The organism is Micromonospora sp. NPDC051296 (assembly GCF_040682255.1).
GTDB lineage: Bacteria > Actinomycetota > Actinomycetes > Mycobacteriales > Micromonosporaceae > Micromonospora > Micromonospora craterilacus.
In genome coordinates this window covers 1-16445 of the sequence record NZ_JBFBAO010000128.1, presented here as the reverse complement: position 1 = coordinate 16445, position 16445 = coordinate 1, and the positions used below count along the sequence as shown (strand labels likewise).

Genomic DNA, 16445 nt, shown 5'->3' with positions numbered 1-16445 from the left:
GGATCGCGCTGGTGGTGGTGCTGCCCGTGCGGCTGGTCTGGGAGGTGCTGGTGGCCGCCGGCCGGGCACTGCACCGCTGGGTGCTTCGGAGATCAAACCGCCCGCCAACTTCATGATCAACAGGGCGGGACCTGCCGAGGGCGTCGGGTTACTGGTACTGGTTTTTGGGGGTGGGGATTTGGCGCCAGGACTCGACCTCCAGGTAGGGGATCTCGGCGTCGTTGACCGGGTCGCGGCCGAGCCGGTCGGTGTAGCGACCGGTCACCTCGACCCAGCTGTCGTTCGGCAACCCCGTCGGTACGTCGCCGCTCAGCCCGAGTTTGATCGGCCGGCCGTCGGCGGCGCAGCAGGACAGCACCATCCGGGCCAGGATCGGCTGACCGTCGGGGCCGGTGGCGATGAAGCCGGTGAGCAGCACCCGCCGGTCGCCGATCGAGGCACCCCGGTCGAACAGCGCCCGGGAGGCGTAGTCGAGCACGCTGACGGAGACCGGGTCGCCCTCGGGCAGCGGCGGGTAGTCCGACTGTTGCTGGGCGCTCAGCGCGGTGCCGGCCTGACTCGCCGCGTACGACCCGAGGGCCGGCGGGGCGACCAGCAGCAGGCCGAGCACCGGCAGGATGAGCAGCCAGCCGATCCGCGGCTCGTGGTGGCCGTGCCCGTCGTGGCCGGCCGGGCCGCCCATCGGGGCCTCGCCGGAGCCGTCCGCCAGGCCGCTGCCAGCTGAGTCGCCGCGCGCCGGGCCGCTGGCGGGCCGGGCGAGTGGGCGGGGGACGGCCGGGCGTAGCTCGTACCACAGGGTCATGATCGCGGCGACCACCAGCAGCAGGCCGGCGGCGATCAGGAAGGGACGCAGCCCCTCCTTCACGTAGCGCAGGTAGAGGTCGGTGATGCTGGCCCGGATCACCGCGCCGCCGAGCAGCAGCAGGACCACCGCCTGCGCCTGCCGGTTCACAGCAGCACCGCCCCGACCCCGGCGGCGACCAGCAGGGCCACCGCGAAGGTGGTCGGCGCGAACCGGAGGGCGAACCGGCGGCCGAAGACGCCGGCCTGCATCGCGATCAGCTTGAGGTCGACCATCGGCCCCACCACCAGGAAGACCAGTCGGGACGTGAGGGAGAACTGCGACAGCGAGGCCGCGACGAAGGCGTCCGCCTCCGAGCAGAGCGAGAGCAGTACGGCGAGCAGCGCCAGGGCCAGGATCGACAGCCAGGCGTTGTCGGCGAGGGTCTGCAACCACCGCTCCGGGACCAGCACGTTGATGCTGGCGGCGGCCATCGCGCCGAGCACCAGGAAACCGCCGGCGTGCGTCACGTCGTGCCGGACGGCGGCCCAGAAGGCCCGGCCACGCGAGGCGTCGTCCAGCTCCGGCCGGCGCGGCATCCTGATCCACTCGGTACGGCCGAGGCGCAGCCAGAGCCAGCCCATGACCATGGCGACGACCAGGCTGGCGAGGCCGCGCGCGAGGACCATCTCGGGGTTGTTCGGGAAGGCGACCGCCGTGGCGGTGAGCACGATCGGGTTGACCGCCGGGGCGGCGAGCAGGAAGGCCAGCGCCGCGGCGGGCGTGACGCCCCGCCGGATCAGCGAACCCGCGATCGGCACCGACCCGCACTCGCAGCCGGGCAGCACCACCCCGGCCGCGCTGGCCGCCGGCACCGCGAGGGCCGGGTGCCGGGGCAGCGCCCTGGCCCAGAACGACCGGGGTACGAAGACCGCGATCACGGCGGAGAGCAGCACCCCGAACACCAGGAACGGCACCGCCTGCACCATGATCGAGACGAAGACGGTGGTCCAGGTCTGCAGGCGGGGATCGTCCAGCGCGGCGGCCAGCGGATCCCGGAAGATGATCAGCAGGATCAGCAGCGCCGCCAGGACCTCCACCGAGCCGATCCGGTCGCCGAGCCACCGCCGGGGCGACTCGCCACCGGTCGGTGCCGGCTCGCGTACCTCTGTCGCGACGCCCACCGCGCCCGTTGGTTGGTCCTCCGGTTCGCCGGCTGGTGCGGCCTGGTCCGTGTTCGCGGTCACCTCTCGCCCTTCGGCCCGTCCGGATCGCGGCCTGAGACTACCGTCCGGGTTCGGTGGCGTCGATGGATTCACGGAAGTGGGCGGGTCGCCGATATCCGCTGGCACCGCCGCCGCGCCGGACGTGAACACCACACATGACCTGCGAAGATCACGTTGCCTGTTGATCTTCCGAGGTGTTAGCGTCGGCGAGACAACTTCACCTCCGACAGGGGAGCGCACAGCGCTGAGAGTGCGGGTTCGCCCGCAGACCCTCGAACCTGATCTGGGTAATGCCAGCGCAGGGAGTTCGGTCCACCTCCAGCCCGCCTTTGTCCGGCGACGCCGGGCGGGGCGTGCGTCTTCTCCTGGTTCGACAATGGACTGGGAGCAAACCATGAACCAACCGACCACCAACCGGTGGCGCACGATCGACATCGTGGTGGCCGCGGTGATCGCCGTCAGTTTCGGCGTCATCTTCTGGGCCTGGGGACTGCTCTGGCGGGCGGCCGACCCGGCCTTCGCGTTCTTTCCGGCCAGCCAGGCCGTCATGTACGGCGTCTGGCTGGTCCCGGCGGTGCTCGGCGGCCTGGTGATCCGCAAGCCGGGTGCCGCGCTGTTCTGCGAGGCGGTCGCGGCGACCATCTCCGCGCTGCTGGGCTCTGAGTGGGGTGGCATCACCATCGTCCAGGGCCTCATCCAGGGCCTCGGCGCCGAGCTGGCCTTCGCCGCCTTCCGGTACCGCTCGTTCCGGCTACCGACCGCGTTGCTGGCCGGCGCGTTGACCGGTCTCGGCGCCGCGTTGTTCGACTTTTTCGTCTGGAACACCCCGTACGCACTGACCAGCTACCGGATCCCCTACGCGCTGCTCACCGTGCTCAGCGCCACCGTGATCGCCGGCGCCGGCGCGTACGCCCTCACCGGCGCCCTGGCCCGCACCGGCGTCCTGGACCGCTTCCCCGCCGGCCGCGACCGCGCCCTCATCTGACCGCACCCGCCCCCTCGCGTTGATCATGAACTTGGCCGGCATTTCGATCTCCAGATCGCCCGCCAACTTCATGATCAACCGGGGGTGCGGGGCGAGTGGTGGTGGTCGGGCGGGAGGAGTTGGGCAGGGGGTGGTGATGTGGACGGGGTGACGCTGCGGGGGTTTGGGTGGCGGCACGCCGGGCGGCGGGCCTGGGCCGTACGCGGGGTGGACCTGCGGGTGGCGTGCGGTGAGCGGGTGCTGCTGCTCGGGCCCTCCGGGGCCGGCAAGAGCACGCTACTGGCCGCGCTGGCCGGGCTGCTGCCCGAGGACTCCGGCGAGCAGGAGGGCACCGTCGAGATCGACGGCCGGCCGCCGGCCGAGGCCCGGGAGCGGGTCGGCATCGTCTTCCAGGATCCGCAGTCCCAGCTCGTCATGGCCCGCTGCGGCGACGACGTGGCGTTCGGGCTGGAGAACCGGGGCGTACCGGCCGGCGAGATCTGGCCGAGAGTCGACGAGGCGCTGAGCCGGGTCGGCTTCCCGTACCACCGGGACCGGCCCACCGCGGCGCTCTCCGGCGGCGAACAGCAGCGACTCGCGCTGGCCGGCGTGCTCGCCCTGCGCCCCGGCCTGCTGCTGCTCGACGAGCCCACCGCCAACCTCGACCCGGCCGGGGCCGCCCTGGTCCGCGCGGCGGTCGCGCGGGCGGTGCACGCCGACACCACACTGATCCTGGTCGAGCACCGGGTCGCCGAGGCGCTGCCCCTGGTCGACCGGGTGGTGGTGCTCGAACCCGGTGGCGGCGTACGCGCCGACGGGCCGCCGGAGAGCGTCTTCGCCACCCACGGTGCCGCGCTCGCCGCCGAGGGAGTCTGGGTGCCCGGCCGGGAGATGCCCCCACGCCGGGCCGCCGCACCGGCCGGCGAGGTGCTGCTCACCGCGGACCGGCTCGGCCGGCCACCCCGGCTGGCCACCACCGACCTGACCGTACGCGCCGGTGAGGCGCTCGCGGTGCTCGGCCCGAACGGCGCCGGCAAGTCCACCCTCGCGTTGCTGCTCGGCGGGCTGCTCAAGCCGGGTGCCGGGCGGCTGGTGGCGAGCTCCGGCCTGGCCGGGGCCGACACCCGCACTCCCCCGCACCGATGGCGCGCACCCGCGCTGGCCGGCCGGATCGGCTCGGTGTTCCAGGACCCCGAGCACCAGTTCGTGACCAGCACCGTCTTCGACGAGCTGGCACTCGGTCCGCGGCGTGCCGGGGCGTCCGAGGCGGCGGTCCGCGACCGCGTCGACCCGCTGCTGCAACGGCTACGGCTGACCAAGCTCGCCGCGGCCAACCCGTACACCCTCTCCGGAGGGGAGGCGCGGCGGCTGAGCGTGGCGACCGCCCTGGCCACCGCGCCCCGCCTGCTCATCTGCGACGAGCCGACCTTCGGTCAGGACCGGCGCACCTGGCGGGAGCTGGTGGACCTCTTCGCGGAGCTGCGCGACGCCGGCCACGGCCTGGTCACGGTGACCCACGACGCAGAGTTCGTGGCCGCGCTGGCCGACCGCACCCTGACCCTGGACCGCCCCCCGCCCCCCGGCGGCACCGCAGCCCCGAGCGCCGTACCCGGCGTACCGGTCGGCGCCGAGAGCGATGCGGTCGCGGGCGCCGCAATGGAGCAACGATGATCAGCCTGGAACCGATCGCCCGCCCGGACGCGCCGCTGGCCCGGCGCAATCCGGTGGCCAAGCTCGCGGCGGCGCTGCTGTTCGCGTTCCCGCTGATGGCCACCCTGGATCCGGTCGCGCCGGCCATCGCGATCGCCGTGGAACTGGCCGTGCTGCCGCTGTTCGGCCTGCGCCCCCGGGCACTGGCACGCCGGGCCTGGCCGCTGCTGGCCGCCGCCGGCGGCGTACTGGTCACCCTGGTGCTCTTCGCCGGCGACCGGTCGGGACGCCTGCTGCTCGACGCGGGTCCGGTCGTGGTGACCTCGGGGGTGTTGGTCACCGCGCTGGGCATGGTGCTGCGGCTGTTCGCGGTGGCCCTGCCCGGGGTGATCGTCTTCGCCACCACCGACCCCACCGATCTGGCCGACGCACTGGTGCAGAACGCCAAGGCACCGGCCCGGTTCGCGATCGGCGCGCTGGCGGCGTTCCGGTTGGTGCCGCTGCTCGGGCAGGAGTGGGAGATGATCGCCATGGCCCGCCGGGCGCGGGGCGTGGAGGCGGGCCGCAATCCGGTGGCCCGGCTGCGGTTGTTCGTCTCGACCGCCTTCACCCTGCTGGTCGGCGCGATCCGGCGGGGTACCCGGCTGGCGGTGGCGATGGACGCGCGTGGCTTCGACGCCGGTGTCCCCCGCACCTTCGCCCGTCGTCAGCGGTTCGGCCCGGCCGACTGGGTGCTGGTCGTCGGCGCGACGGCACTCGCCAGCGCCGCGCTCGCGGTCAGCGTCGCACTCGGCACCTTCCGCCCGCTCATCAGCTGAGCCGCCGGCAGACACCGATGCGACCCGCGCGGTGCCCGGGTCGCGCCGCTGCTGCCGCCGACGGAACGTGGGTACATCTGTTGTCGTCAGGACGACCACAGATGTACCCACAGCCAGAACTATCCACTTACGAAGGTCGGTCAGCTGCGCCGGAAGGCGTACTGGCGGGCCTGTCCGGCCCGCTGTGGGCGGCCGGAGCTGATCCCCTTGCCACGACCCGACGGCGGACCGGCCTTCGGCGGGACGACCCGCTCCTCCGGCACCGCACCGCGGTCCGGCACCGCCGCGTCCGGTTCGACCGGCACCCGGTCGACCGGCGACGCGAGCTGCCCCACCGGCGGCGTCAGCCCGACCGGCAACACGGGCGGAGTGAGCCCGATCGGCGACTCCGGCGGCGTGAGCCTCACCGGGGACGTCAGCGCCACCGGTGACCCGGGCTGGTCGGTCGCCGTGGCTTTGGCGAGATCGGCCGGCGTCAGCTCGGGAAGGCTGGTGGCACGGGATTTCCTGGACTTACGGCTGGCAGGCATCGGGGCCTCCTCGCTCGGCGGATGGCGGCGTACGGCCGCAGAGCCGCCGCGTCTGGTGACCGCCGGCATCGAACGGCGGTCGGACGGATTCGGAACGGCTGCCCCGGAGCGACCACGGAGGACACGCCGTCGACACGACGGCAGGTGGCACGCGCGGACGCCCGGGAGCGGACAGGTCCGCGGCAGCATGGGCGGCGGACCGGGCTCGATGAAGCGGGCGTCAGTAGCGCATGCCCCGCACGTTACCCCTGGACGAGGTCAGGCGCACCCGAATTCCGGCCAGCGCCGGCCGGCACACCGAGCGGGGCGCGACGCGGCGGTGACCAGCCGTGGGACGGACGGCGCGGATCGCCGCCGCCCGCGATACCGTCGCAGCACTACAGGTCGACGGCGGAAGGTGGCGACGAGGATGGCGGATCGGGCTACGGCGCAGATCGGTGTGACCGGGCTGGCGGTGATGGGCCGGAACCTGGCCCGGAACCTGGCCCGCAACGGGTTCACCGTGGCGGTGCACAACCGCTCGCCGGAGCGGACCCGGTCGCTGGTGGCGGAGCACGGCGACGAGGGCACCTTCGTTCCGGCGGAGTCCCTCGCGGACTTCGTCGCCGCGCTGGAGCGCCCCCGCGCGGTGATCATCATGGTGAAGGCGGGGGGACCCACCGACGCGGTGATCGACGAGCTGGTGCCGTTGCTGGCGGCGGGCGACATCATCATCGACTGCGGCAACGCGCACTTCGCCGACACCCGCCGTCGGGAAGAGGCGCTGCGGGACAAGGGACTGCACTTCGTCGGCACCGGCGTCTCCGGTGGCGAGGAGGGCGCGCTGTGGGGGCCGAGCATCATGCCGGGCGGCTCCGCCGAGTCGTACCGCAAGCTCGGTCCGATCTTCGAGAAGATCGCCGCGCAGATCGACGGCGTACCCTGCTGCCGGCACATCGGGCCGGACGGCGCCGGGCACTTCGTGAAGATGGTCCACAACGGCATCGAGTACGCCGACATGCAGCTCATCGCCGAGGCGTACGACCTGTTGCGGGCCGGGCTGGGTGCGGAGCCGGCGCAGATCGCGGAGATCTTCCGGGAGTGGAACTCCGGCGAGCTGGAGTCATTCCTGATCGAGATCACGGCCGACGTGCTGGCGCACACCGACGCCGCCACCGGGCGGGCGTTCGTGGACGTGGTGCAGGACCGGGCCGAGCAGAAGGGCACCGGCCGGTGGACCGTGCAGAGCGCGCTCGACCTCGGCGTGCCGATCACCGGAATCGCCGAGGCGACCTTCGCCCGATCGCTGTCCGGGCACGTCGACCAGCGCGAGGCCGCAGCGCGGGCCTTCCCGGGCGCCGGGGAGAAGTGGCAGGTCAGCGACCGCGAGACGTTCATCGAGGACGTACGGCGCGCGCTGCTGGCCTCCAAGATCGTCGCGTACGCCCAAGGCTTCGACCAGATCCGCGCCGGCAGCGCCGAGTACGACTGGGGCGTCGACCTGGGTGGTACGGCGACCATCTGGCGGGGCGGCTGCATCATCCGGGCCCGCTTCCTGGACCGCATCCGGCAGGCGTACGACGACCAGCCGGAGCTGCCCACCCTGCTGGTGGCGCCGTGGTTCGCCGACACCGTGCGCGACGGCGTGCCGAGTTGGCGACGAGTGGTGGCCGAGGCCGCCAAGGCCGGCGTCCCAGCACCCGCCTTCGCCTCCTCGCTGGCCTACTTCGACGCGCTGCGCGCGGAGCGCCTCCCCGCCGCCCTCATCCAGGGCCTCCGCGACAACTTCGGCGCGCACACCTACCGTCGCACCGACCGCGACGGCTCCTTCCACACCCTCTGGGCCACCCCCGACCGCCCCGAGGTCGGCGCCTGACCCTCCCCGCTCCGCCGATCATGCAGTTGTGGTGACCGTCTCAGCCCGGTACGACCCCTTTGTCAGGCACCACAACTGCATGATCGACAAGGTGACGCGCCCTGCCGTTGGCGGCAGGGCGCGTCGTGGGGTTAGGGAGAGCGGGGTCAGGAAGGGAAGCGGGGTCAGAAGAAGCGGCGGCGGCGGGCCTGGTGGGGGCGGATCAGGTCGGCACCGCGGGTGAGCATGCGGCTGGCCCGGGACGGGCCGCGCCGCGCCTCCAGTGAATGGCTGAGCCGGCGGGCGCCGGCTGCCGCCAACGGAATCGCCACGGCCATCACCGCCCACTGGGCAACACGCTTGCGGATCATGTGGGTTCACCTCCGTCAGTGGCTGCTGCGCAGGGTAATACCCAGCCCGGCCAGCCGCTAAGCGTTCAGGGTGGTCGGCGCCACCGGGTTGGGCAACGCGCCACCGAAGCGACGGTCCCGCTGGGCGTACAGCTCGCAGGCGTACCACAGGTGGCGGCGGTCGAAGTCGGGCCAGAGCGTGTCCAGGAAGACCAGCTCGGCGTACGCGCTCTGCCAGAGCAGGAAGTTCGACGTCCGCTGCTCGCCGGAGGGCCGCAGGAACAGGTCCACCTCGGGCACCTCGGGGTGGTAGAGGTAGCGCCCGATGGTCTTCTCGGTGACCTTCGCCGGGTCGAGCCGGCCAGCGGCCACGTCCCGGGCGATCGCGGCGGCGGCGTCGGCGATCTCCGCCTGCCCGCCGTAGTTGACGCAGAACTGCAGGGTCAGCGTCGAGTTGCCCCGGGACATCTCCTCGGCGGTCTGCAACTCCGAGATGACGCTCTTCCACAGCCGCCCGGCCCGGCCGGACCACACCACCCGCACCCCGAGGTCGACCAGCTGATCACGGCGGCGGCGGATGACGTCCCGGTTGAAGCCCATCAGGAACCGCACCTCGTCCGGCGAGCGCCGCCAGTTCTCGGTGGAGAAGGCGTACGCCGACAGGTAGGGAATGCCCAGCTCGATGGCGCCCTCGACGGTGTCGAAGAGGGAGAACTCCCCCGCCTCGTGCCCCTTGGTGCGGGGCAGCCCGCGCTCCTTGGCCCACCGGCCGTTGCCGTCCATCACCACGGCGACGTGCTGGGGCACCGCCCCCGACGGCAGCGCCGGCGGTCGGGCACCCGACCGGTGCGGTGTCGGCGGCACCGGCTGACGCCGGCCGGCCCTGGTGGATCGGATCACTCGGTTCTCCCTGCTCACATCCTGCGACGCCGGACGGCGTCAGCCCTCGCCGGCCGCGCCGCGCGGCGGCGGGACCGCACCGGCCACGCCACCGGGTGACCGGACCGTGCCGGGCGCCGGGCCGCCCCGGTCGACCAGCGGCAGCGAGCGTAGCGCGCGCTCCAGGTGCCATTGAAGGTGCGCCGCGACCAGCCCGCTGCACTCCCGGCGTACCCCGTTCTCAGTCGCGTCGGCGATCCGCCAGTCGCCGCTGACCAGCGCCGACATCAGGTCGATGGTGGCCGGGGCCGGGTGGGCGGCGCCGGGTGGCCGGCAGTCCGGGCAGACCGCGCCGCCGGCCGGTACGGAGAAGGCCCGGTGCTGCCCGGGGGTGCCGCAGACCGCGCAGGCGGTCAGCGCCGGCGCCCAGCCCGCCAGGGTCATGCCGCGCAGCAGGTACGCGTCGAGCACCAGGGTGGTGGCGTGGCTGCCCTCGGCGAGGGCCCGCATCGCCCCCAGGGTGAGCTGGAACAGCCGCAGCGACGGCTCCCGCTCCACCGGGGTGAGTCGTTCGGCGGTCTCGGCGATCGCGCTGGCCGCGGTGTAGCGGGGATAGTCGCCGAGGAACCGCTTGCCGTACAGGTCGATCCCCTCGACCTGGCTGACGCTGTGCAGCGAACTGCCCAGCTCGCCCTTGGGGTCGCCGGCGAGCTGGAGGTCGACGTGGCCGAACGGCTCCAGCCGGGCACCGAACTTGGAGGTGGTCCGGCGTACTCCCCGGGCGACCGCGCGCAGCCGGCCGTGCCGCCGGGTGAGCAGGGTGATGATCCGGTCCGACTCGCCGAGTTTCTGTACGCGCAGCACCACCGCGTCGTCGCGGTAGAGCTGTCGGCGGTACCCGGCCATCGCCTCATTCTCCCTCCCGGCCGGAAGTCAGGTCTCACCCCGGGTCGGATTTCAGGGTCTGCTCCGGGTCACGGTGCCGGCGAACCCGGATGCGCATTCGCCGGCACCGGTCGTAGCGTGCTCGGCATGGCTCTGCACCGGACCACCGCTACGCGCCGGACCAGCACGGCGCACCGGACCAGCATTGCGATCGCCGCGGCTGCCACCCTGATCGTCCTCGCCGGGTGTGACAACCTCTCCTTCAGCCGGCTCGACTACGACACCACCGAGTCCGCTCGGATCACCGCGATCCGGGTTCTGCCCGGCTCCGGCGACGTGGTCGTCCGGGCCGACGGCGGCGCGGACGGCGTACGGGTCAAGAGGGTGGTGCGCTACCAGGGCGGTCAGCCGGGGCCGACGTACGAGATCAAGGGCGCGGAACTGGTGCTGGACACCTCGTGCGGCAGCCGGTGCAGCGTCTCGTACGAGATCATCACCGGCGAGGGAGTCAGCGTCCAGGGCGAGACGGGCTCCGGCAACGTCGACCTGAGCCGGGTCGGCCAGGTGGACGTCAAGGTCGGTTCGGGCGATGTCCGGGTGGCCGGCGCCGCCGGGCCGGTCCGGGTGGAGACCGGCTCCGGCAACATCGAGGTGTACGACGTGCCCACGCCCGTCGTGCTCCGGGCCGCGTCCGGCGACATCACCGCAACCCGGCTCGGCGGCGAGACGGACGTGCAGTCCAGGTCCGGCAACGTCACCGTCGAGCTGGACCGGCCTGCCTCCGCCCGGGCGCACGCGTCGAGCGGCGACGTCGAGCTGACCGTGCCGGCCGGCGCGTACCAGGTGCGCTCCGGGGCCGGCTCCGGTCAGGTCGAGCTGGGTGTGCAGGACGATCCGTCCGCCGCGCTCGTGATCGACGTCCGCACCGGCAGCGGCAACATCACCGTCACCTCGCGCTGACCTCGCTGCCCCGGCCGCGCTGACCCGGTACGGCGTCCTCGCGACGCTCGGGTGCCCGACCGGCCGACGGACCGGCGGACCGGCCGGCCCCGACGGGCTGCACCCGGACGGAGCGACCGGCCCCGACCGGCTGCTCATCGCCCAAGCGGCCCGCACCGGCCGGCTGCTCCCCGGCGGACGCCGCCCGGTGATCGCCGAAACGGCCGGCACCAGCCGGCGACCCACCCGGTTTCGCGGACGCGTCGCGGGCCGGGACGTCGGCCGAGACCGACTCTGAACGTGGGGTGGGCGCCGTCGGGCGGCGTCCGCCGGGGATCAGCTCGGGCCGGCGCTGCGCCGCCACGTCCTCGACCCAGCCGACCAGTGCGGTCACCACACCCACCAGCAGGAAGACCAACGCGATCCGGACCGCCAGGCCCAGCGGGTCCTGGTGCGACCAGCCGACCACGTCCACCAGCGGAGTGAGCGCGACCACGAACGCCATGTGCCACAGGTAGACGGTCAGCGCCCGGCGGTTCAGCACGGTGACCGCGCGGCCGACCAGCGCGTTACGGTCCACCCAGTCCGCAGTCGACGGGGCCCGACCGAGCGCCACCAGGATGAACGCGGCCGACCAGAGGGCGTTGCCGAGCGGATTGTCGTTCAGGTCGTAGCCGCGCGGGCCGGGATGGGCCAGGATCCAGGCACCGCCGATCGCCGCGAGGACGAGCACGATCGGCACCAGGACCCGGTTGGCCAGGCGGCGCAGCATCCCGGCCTGATGGGCGAAGCCCAGCAACCACGCGCCGAAGTAGAGGCCGAACTCCCGCAGCACACCAGGTGCGTTCGGGTAGATGCCCAGCTCGATCGCCAGCAGCAGGCAGTACGGGGCGAGCAGGGTGGGCAGCGGGAACCGCCGGAACAGCCAGAGGGCTACCGGGGACGCCAGCACGAACCAGAGGTAGTCCCGCAGGTACCAGATCGGGCTCAGCGCCAGCGCACCCCAGTAGTTCGCCGGCGGGTCGGACACCGGGAAGAGCCAGAGCAGCACCTTGGGGGTCAGTGGCAGCCCGGTGAGCAGCATCGCCGGCACGAAGATCGCGGCCAGCACCCACAGCGACGGCAGCAGCCGCCGCAGCCGCCGGCCGACCGCCGTGGGCCCGGACCGGTGCAGGGACGTCGCCATCAGCGACCCGGCAAGGGCGAACATCACCGACATCGCCGGGAACAGCAATGTCAGCGAGGCCCAGCCGGTGACGTGATAGACGACGACCCGCACGATAGCCAGGAAGCGCAGCAGGTCCAGGTATCTGTTTCGCATCAGCCTGCATCTGTGTCCGGGGGCAGGGGGCCGTACCCTCCCTACCCTCCGGGGCCCGCCGGTGAAACGGCCAGCTACCCACCGGGATAGTGAAACTTCCCATATGCCTGACCGGTACCGATCAGCCGGTCAGGAGCCCAAGCGTCCGGATTCGGCGGCCTCGTCCGGCAGCCCGGCTGGTCAGAAGCCGAGCTTGCGCAGCTGCTTCGGGTCGCGCTGCCAGTCCTTGGCCACCCGTACGTGCAGATCGAGGTAGATCCGAGTGCCCAGCAGCTCCTCGATCTGCCGCCGGGCGGTGGTGCCGACCGCCTTGAGTCGGCTGCCGCGGTGCCCGATGACGATCGCCTTCTGGCTGGGCCGCTCCACGTACACGTCGGCGTAGATCTTCGTGAGCTGACCCTCGGGGATCATCTCCTCCACCACGACCGCGATGGAGTGCGGCAGCTCGTCCCGGACCCCCTCCAGCGCCGCCTCCCGGATCAGCTCCGCGACCAGCACCTGCTCCGGGTCGTCGGTGAGCATGTCGTCCGGGTACAGCTGCGGGGACTCCGGCAGGTAGCGCGTCATCACCTCGACCAGGGTGTCCACCTGGTGCCCGGAGACCGCGCTGACCGGGACCACCTCTGCGAACTCGCCCAGCTCGCTGACGGCGAGCAACTGCTCGGCGAGCCGCTTCCGATCGACCAGGTCGGTCTTGGTGACCACCGCCAGCACGGTCGCCTTCAGCTCGGCCAGCTCCCCGGTGATGAACCGGTCGCCGCGGCCGATCGGCTCGTCGGCGGGGATGCACAGGCCGATCACGTCGACCTCGCTCCAGGTCTGCCGGACCAGGTCGTTGAGCCGCTCGCCGAGCAGCGTACGCGGACGGTGCAGACCAGGCGTGTCGACCAGCACCAGCTGCGAATCCGGCCGGTGCAGCACCGCCCGGATGACGTGCCGGGTGGTCTGCGGCTTGTTCGACGTGATGGCGATCTTCTGCCCGACGATCGCGTTGGTCAGCGTGGACTTGCCGGCGTTGGGTCGACCGACGAAACAGGCGAAACCGGCCCGGTACGGGCGCTGCCCCAGGTCACTCACGACGTTACCGTGCCGAGCAGCGTGCCGTCCGGCGCGGCCACGTGGACCGGCGCGTCGGCGGCCAGGTCGCGCACGGCCGCGTAGCCGGCACCGTCCAGGGTGGACGCCTCGGTGACCACCGCGGCGGCCTCCAGCCGGGTGGCGCCCGCCGCAGCCGCCGAGGCGACCGCCAGCTGGAGCGCGGTGATCGTCAACGAGGGCAGCGACACGCTGGCCGCCGCGTACGTACGGCCGTCCTGGTCCCGAACCGCGGCGCCCTCCACGGCGCCCACCCTGCCCCGGGCTCCCCGGGCGAGGATGACCAGCTTGCCGTCCTCGGCACTCAGCTCGGAGCTGGGCCGGGCGGCCGGTACGGCGGGTGACTCAGGCATCGGCGGGTTGCCTCTCCTCGGATCGGTCGGTGTCGCCCCGGGCGGCGGTCGGCGTGCCACCCGGGCTGTCCTGCGCGTCGGTCGGTTCCACCCGGCGCACCAGTACGGTGTCGATCCGGTTGCGCCGGCCGGTGGTGCCCTCGGCGAGCAGCCGCAACCCGGCCACCTCGACCTGGGCGCCCGGGATCGGCACCCGCCCCAGGGACTGCGCGAGCAGACCGCCCACGGTCTCCACCTCGTCGTGCGGCAGCTCGGTGTCGAACAGCTCGCCGAGATCCTCCACCGGCAACCGGGCGGTGACCCGCACCGCGCCGTCGGGCAGTTGCTCGACCGGCGGGCGTTCGACATCGTACTCGTCGGTGATCTCCCCGACGATCTCCTCCAGGATGTCCTCGATGGTGACCAGACCGCCGGTGCCACCGTACTCGTCGACGACGATGACCAGGTGGTTGCGGGCGGCCTGCATCTCCGACAGCAGGTCGTCGACGGGCTTGGACTCCGGCACGAACGTCGCCGGTCGCATCAGCTCGGCCACCGGGAGCTGGTGGTCCTCCGCGGCACCGCCCTGGGTACGTCGGACGAGGTCCTTGAGGTAGAGCACGCCGAGCACGTCGTCGACGCTCTCGCCGATCACCGGGATCCGGGAGAAACCGGAGCGCAGGAACAGCGCGAGGGCCTGGGACAGCGTCTTGCCCGACTCGATCCACACCATCTCGGTACGCGGCACCATGACCTCGCGGGCGATGGTGTCGCCGAGGGCGAAGACCGAGTGGATCATCTGCCGTTCGCCGTGCTCCACCACACCCCGTTGCTCGGCGAGGTCGACCAGCTCGCGCAGCTCGACCTGGGTGGCGAACGGCCCCTCCCGGAAGCCCCGGCCCGGAGTGACCGCGTTGCCGATCAGGATCAGCAGCGACGCCAGCGGGTTGAGCACCCGACCCAGCCAGCGGACCAGCGGCGCGGCCGTCCGGCCCACCGCGTACGCGTGCTGCCGGCCGAGGGTACGCGGACCGACGCCGACCACGACGAAGCTGACCACGGTCATCGCACCGGCGGTGACCAGGGCAGCCCACCAGCCCGCCCCGAACGTGTCCACCGCGACGAGCGCCACCAGCGTGGTGGCGGTCAGCTCGGCGAGCAACCGGAGCAGCAGCAGCAGGTTGAGGTGACGGACCACGTCACCGGCGACGGTCTGGAGGGTGCGCGCGCCTCGCGTGCCGTCCCGGGCCAGCTCGGCGGCGCGCGCCGGGGAGACCGCGGCCAGGGCGGCCTCGGTCATCGCGATCAGGCCGGCAAGCACCACCAGCCCGGCGGCGAAGACGAGCAGTTGCAGGTCGGGTAGGCCGGCGGTGGCCGCGGCCAGCGGAGTGTCCATCACCGGGACCGGGTCGACCGCCAGCTGGCCAGCAGCCGGGCCTGGAGCCCGAACATCTCCCGCTCCTCCTCCGGCTCCGCGTGGTCGTAGCCGAGCAGGTGCAGGACGCCGTGCACGGTGAGCAGGTGCAGCTCGTCGGCCGCACTGTGCCCGGCGGTCGCCGCCTGCTTCGCGGCCACCTCCGGGCAGAGCACGATGTCACCGAGCAGGGCCGGCTCGCCACCGGCGGCGGCGTTCTCGCCCGGCCCGTGGTCGACGCTGCCCTCGTCCATGGGGAAGGCGAGCACGTCGGTCGGGCCGTCGCCGCCCATCCAGCGATGGTTCAGCTCGGTCATGTAGTCGACGTCGACCAGCAGCACGGACAGCTCGGCGAGGGGGTTGACCCCCATCTCGTCGAGCGCGTGCCGGGCGACGGCGAGCACGGCGTCGGTGTCGACGTCGACACCGGACTCGTTGGCGATCTCGATGGACAACTGTCTTCCCCCGGTCTAGCGGCGCCGGCCGGCGCGGTTGCCCTGGGCACTACGCCCGGCCACCGCGTGCACGCCCTGCGCCTGCTGGTTCTCCCGCTCGGCGTCCCAGCGGGCGTACGCGTCGACGATCTCCCCGACCAGCCGGTGCCGCACCACGTCGGCGCTGGACAGCTGCGCGAAGTGCACGTCCTCGACGCCGGCCAGGATCTCCCGGACCACGCGCAGGCCGCTGGTCGTGCCACCCGGCAGGTCCACCTGGGTGACGTCACCGGTGACCACGATCTTGGAACCGAAGCCGAGCCGGGTGAGGAACATCTTCATCTGCTCGGGCGTGGTGTTCTGCGCCTCGTCGAGGATGATGAACGCGTCGTTGAGCGTCCGGCCGCGCATGTACGCCAGCGGGGCGACCTCGATCGTGCCCGCCGCCATCAGCTTCGGGATCGTCTCGGGGTCGAGCATGTCGTGCAGCGCGTCGTAGAGCGGACGCAGGTACGGGTCGATCTTCTCGTTCAGCGTGCCGGGCAGGAAGCCCAGTCGCTCTCCCGCCTCGACCGCCGGCCGGGTCAGGATGATCCGGTTGATCTGCTTGGCCTGCAACGCCTGGACCGCCTTCGCCATGGCGAGGTAGGTCTTGCCCGTGCCGGCCGGGCCGATGCCGAAGACGATGGTGTGCGCGTCGATCGCGTCGACGTAACGCTTCTGCCCGAGCGTCTTGGGACGGATGGTGCGCCCGCGACGGGAGAGGATGTTGAGCGTCAGGACCTCGGCGGGCCGCTCCGTGCCGCCCTGTTCGAGCATGCCGACGGTACGCCGGACGGCGTCTGTGGTCAGGGTCTCGCCTTTCTCGATGAGTTCGAGCAGTTCGCTGAAGATCCGCTCGGCGAGGGCGTTGTCGGCGGGAGCGCCGGTAATGGTGATCTCGTTGCCTCGGACGTGCACGTCGCTGTTCACCGAGCGCTCGACCAGTCGCAG

General features: G+C 72.6%; 17 protein-coding genes and 1 riboswitch. Of the genes, 5 read left to right on the top strand and 12 right to left on the bottom strand.

The window, feature by feature from the left end:
• Positions 1-148: 148 nt before the first annotated feature.
• Together AB0M52_RS15740 and AB0M52_RS15735 are read right to left on the bottom strand one after the other, a co-directional pair.
• A complete protein-coding gene (locus AB0M52_RS15740; protein ID WP_363953743.1) occupies positions 149-952 on the bottom strand; it encodes a TIGR03943 family protein in 804 nt (267 codons plus the stop codon).
• Positions 949-1890: a permease gene (locus AB0M52_RS15735; protein ID WP_199524023.1), complete on the bottom strand. Its 942-nt coding sequence runs from the start codon at positions 1888-1890 to the stop codon at positions 949-951. Before AB0M52_RS15735 ends, AB0M52_RS15740 begins: the two co-directional genes overlap by 4 nt.
• A gap of 335 nt (positions 1891-2225) precedes the next feature.
• A riboswitch (TPP riboswitch) is annotated at positions 2226-2330 on the top strand.
• 71 nt (positions 2331-2401) lie between these two features.
• On the opposite strand from AB0M52_RS15735, the gene AB0M52_RS15730 reads away from it, so the two are divergent.
• The 3 genes from AB0M52_RS15730 (at position 2402) to AB0M52_RS15720 (ending at position 5439) form a co-directional block, all read left to right on the top strand.
• On the top strand, positions 2402-2992 hold the full coding sequence (locus AB0M52_RS15730; protein WP_363953741.1) for an ECF transporter S component: 591 nt from the start codon (positions 2402-2404) through the stop codon (positions 2990-2992).
• Positions 2993-3130: 138 nt separating this feature from the next.
• Positions 3131-4642: an ABC transporter ATP-binding protein gene (locus AB0M52_RS15725; RefSeq protein WP_363953739.1), complete on the top strand. Its 1512-nt coding sequence runs from the start codon at positions 3131-3133 to the stop codon at positions 4640-4642.
• Complete coding sequence (locus tag AB0M52_RS15720; RefSeq protein WP_363953737.1) at positions 4639-5439, top strand: energy-coupling factor transporter transmembrane component T; 801 nt, start codon at positions 4639-4641, stop codon at positions 5437-5439. Before AB0M52_RS15725 ends, AB0M52_RS15720 begins: the two co-directional genes overlap by 4 nt.
• 140 nt (positions 5440-5579) lie before the next feature.
• On the opposite strand, the gene AB0M52_RS15715 is transcribed toward AB0M52_RS15720, so the two are convergent.
• Complete coding sequence (locus AB0M52_RS15715) at positions 5580-5969, bottom strand: hypothetical protein (RefSeq protein WP_363953735.1); 390 nt, start codon at positions 5967-5969, stop codon at positions 5580-5582.
• A gap of 409 nt (positions 5970-6378) precedes the next feature.
• On the opposite strand from AB0M52_RS15715, the gene gndA reads away from it, so the two are divergent.
• The gene (gene gndA, locus AB0M52_RS15710) at positions 6379-7824 is read left to right on the top strand and encodes an NADP-dependent phosphogluconate dehydrogenase (RefSeq protein WP_363953733.1); all 1446 of its coding nucleotides are present in this window, start codon (positions 6379-6381) and stop codon (positions 7822-7824) included.
• 164 nt (positions 7825-7988) lie between these two features.
• On the opposite strand, the gene AB0M52_RS15705 is transcribed toward gndA, so the two are convergent.
• The 3 genes from AB0M52_RS15705 to recO form a co-directional block, all read right to left on the bottom strand.
• Entirely contained in the window at positions 7989-8174 is a 186-nt protein-coding gene (locus AB0M52_RS15705) for a hypothetical protein (RefSeq protein WP_363953731.1), read from the bottom strand.
• Between the two features lie 57 nt (positions 8175-8231).
• On the bottom strand, positions 8232-9017 hold the full coding sequence (locus AB0M52_RS15700) for an isoprenyl transferase (RefSeq protein WP_363953747.1): 786 nt from the start codon (positions 9015-9017) through the stop codon (positions 8232-8234).
• Positions 9018-9092: 75 nt separating this feature from the next.
• Positions 9093-9938 carry a DNA repair protein RecO gene (gene recO, locus AB0M52_RS15695; RefSeq protein ID WP_363953729.1) on the bottom strand — a complete coding sequence of 282 codons (846 nt, stop codon included), beginning with the start codon at positions 9936-9938 and terminating at the stop codon, positions 9093-9095.
• A 126-nt stretch (positions 9939-10064) separates the two neighbouring features.
• Between recO and AB0M52_RS15690 the strand changes: the two genes are divergently transcribed.
• Positions 10065-10877: a DUF4097 family beta strand repeat-containing protein gene (locus tag AB0M52_RS15690; protein WP_363953727.1), complete on the top strand. Its 813-nt coding sequence runs from the start codon at positions 10065-10067 to the stop codon at positions 10875-10877.
• Here AB0M52_RS15690 and AB0M52_RS15685 read toward each other — a convergent pair.
• From AB0M52_RS15685 to AB0M52_RS15660, 6 genes are all read right to left on the bottom strand, one after another.
• Positions 10864-12177 carry an acyltransferase family protein gene (locus tag AB0M52_RS15685; protein WP_363953725.1) on the bottom strand — a complete coding sequence of 438 codons (1314 nt, stop codon included), beginning with the start codon at positions 12175-12177 and terminating at the stop codon, positions 10864-10866. The genes AB0M52_RS15690 and AB0M52_RS15685 overlap by 14 nt on opposite strands.
• A 180-nt stretch (positions 12178-12357) precedes the next feature.
• The gene (gene era, locus AB0M52_RS15680) at positions 12358-13254 is read right to left on the bottom strand and encodes a GTPase Era (RefSeq protein ID WP_363953723.1); all 897 of its coding nucleotides are present in this window, start codon (positions 13252-13254) and stop codon (positions 12358-12360) included.
• Complete coding sequence (locus AB0M52_RS15675) at positions 13251-13625, bottom strand: cytidine deaminase (RefSeq protein ID WP_363953721.1); 375 nt, start codon at positions 13623-13625, stop codon at positions 13251-13253. Before AB0M52_RS15675 ends, era begins: the two co-directional genes overlap by 4 nt.
• Positions 13618-15024 carry a hemolysin family protein gene (locus tag AB0M52_RS15670; protein WP_363953745.1) on the bottom strand — a complete coding sequence of 469 codons (1407 nt, stop codon included), beginning with the start codon at positions 15022-15024 and terminating at the stop codon, positions 13618-13620. Before AB0M52_RS15670 ends, AB0M52_RS15675 begins: the two co-directional genes overlap by 8 nt.
• Positions 15000-15473, bottom strand: coding sequence for an rRNA maturation RNase YbeY (gene ybeY, locus AB0M52_RS15665; RefSeq protein ID WP_363953719.1), 474 nt, complete (start codon positions 15471-15473; stop codon positions 15000-15002). Before ybeY ends, AB0M52_RS15670 begins: the two co-directional genes overlap by 25 nt.
• A 15-nt stretch (positions 15474-15488) precedes the next feature.
• Positions 15489-16445, bottom strand: a 957-nt coding sequence (locus AB0M52_RS15660) for a PhoH family protein (protein ID WP_363953717.1), incomplete at its 5' end; no start/stop codon positions are given.